The organism is Vibrio sp. 704, from assembly GCF_033339295.1.
The window spans coordinates 1-1,333 of the sequence record NZ_JAWOUH010000079.1 but is presented as its reverse complement, the minus strand read 5'-3'; the positions used below and the strand labels follow the sequence as shown (position 1 = coordinate 1,333).

The window sequence follows — 1,333 nt, the reverse complement described above, 5'->3', positions numbered from 1 at the left end:
AGGCCTAGCTCGACTTGAACAGCGGACTCGGAGGCATTCGACAGCGTCACTTTGAAGTTCGCTGTGTCACCCTCATTGATGGTGCCAGCGTCTGAAATAGTCACATTCGGGCGGTCATCATCCGGATCGGGGCCTGGACCACTGCCGTCATCCACTATCGTTGCCGTACCGGTATCGCTGCCTTGTACTGCCCCAATGCCAGTTACCGTGACACTGAAATCTTCAGGGCCTTCGTACACCGCATCATCAATGGAAGCAATGCGCACATCAAACTCAGTTTGCCCTGCTGGCACCGTTACTACGCCATCGTTTGGCACTGTCACCCAACCACTTCCCGTGTTGTATTCCAAGGTACCTAAGTCACCGGCTTCGGTATCGCCTAAGTTCAGGCCTAGCTCGACTTGAACAGCGGACTCGGAGGCATTCGACAGCGTCACTTTGAAGTTCGCTGTGTCACCCTCATTGATGGTGCCAGCGTCAGTGATGGTCACATTCGGACGATCATCATCCGGATCGGGGCCTGGACCACTGCCGTCATCCACTATCGTTGCCGTACCCGTATCGCTGCCTTGCACTGCGCCAATGCCAGTCACCGTCACACTGAAATCTTCAGGGCCTTCGTACACCGCATCATCAATGGAAGCGATACGCACATCAAACTCAGTTTGCCCTGCTGGCACCGTTACTACGCCATCATTTGGCACTGCAACCCAACCGGAGCCTGTGTTGTATTCTAAGGTGCCCAAATCTCCAACTTCGGTATCGCCAAGATTAAGACCCAGTTCCACCTGCGTTTCCGCTTCAGACGCGTTCGATAATGTGACTTTGAAGTTCGCTATCTCACCCTCATTAATGGTGCCAGCGTCTGAAATAGTCACGCTTGGACGGTCATCATCCGGATCAGGGCCCGGACCCGTGCCATCGTCCACGATCGTTGCTGCCCCCGTATCGCTGCCTTGCACTGCACCAATGCCAGTCACTGTCACACTGAAATCTTCAGGACCTTCATAAACGGCGTCATCAATGGAAGCGATACGCACATCAAACTCAGTTTGCCCCGCTGGCACGGTCACCACACCATCGTTTGGCACTGCAACCCAACCGCTTCCGGTGTTGTATTCCAAGGTACCTAAGTCACCGGCTTCGGTATCGCCGAGATTAAGACCCAGCTCCACTTGCGTTTCCGCTTCAGACGCGTTCGATAAAGTGACTTTGAAGTTCGCAGTATCCCCCTCATTGATGGTGCCAGCATCCGTAATAGTCACGCTTGGACGGTCATCATCCGGATCGGGACCCGGGCCACTGCCGTCATCCACTATCGTTGCCGTCCCCG

General features: G+C 54.7%; 1 protein-coding gene. It reads right to left on the bottom strand.

What is annotated here, in order from left to right:
* Positions 1-1,333: Calx-beta domain-containing protein (locus tag R7R24_RS24555; protein WP_318119705.1), on the bottom strand; the 1,333-nt coding region annotated here is incomplete at both ends.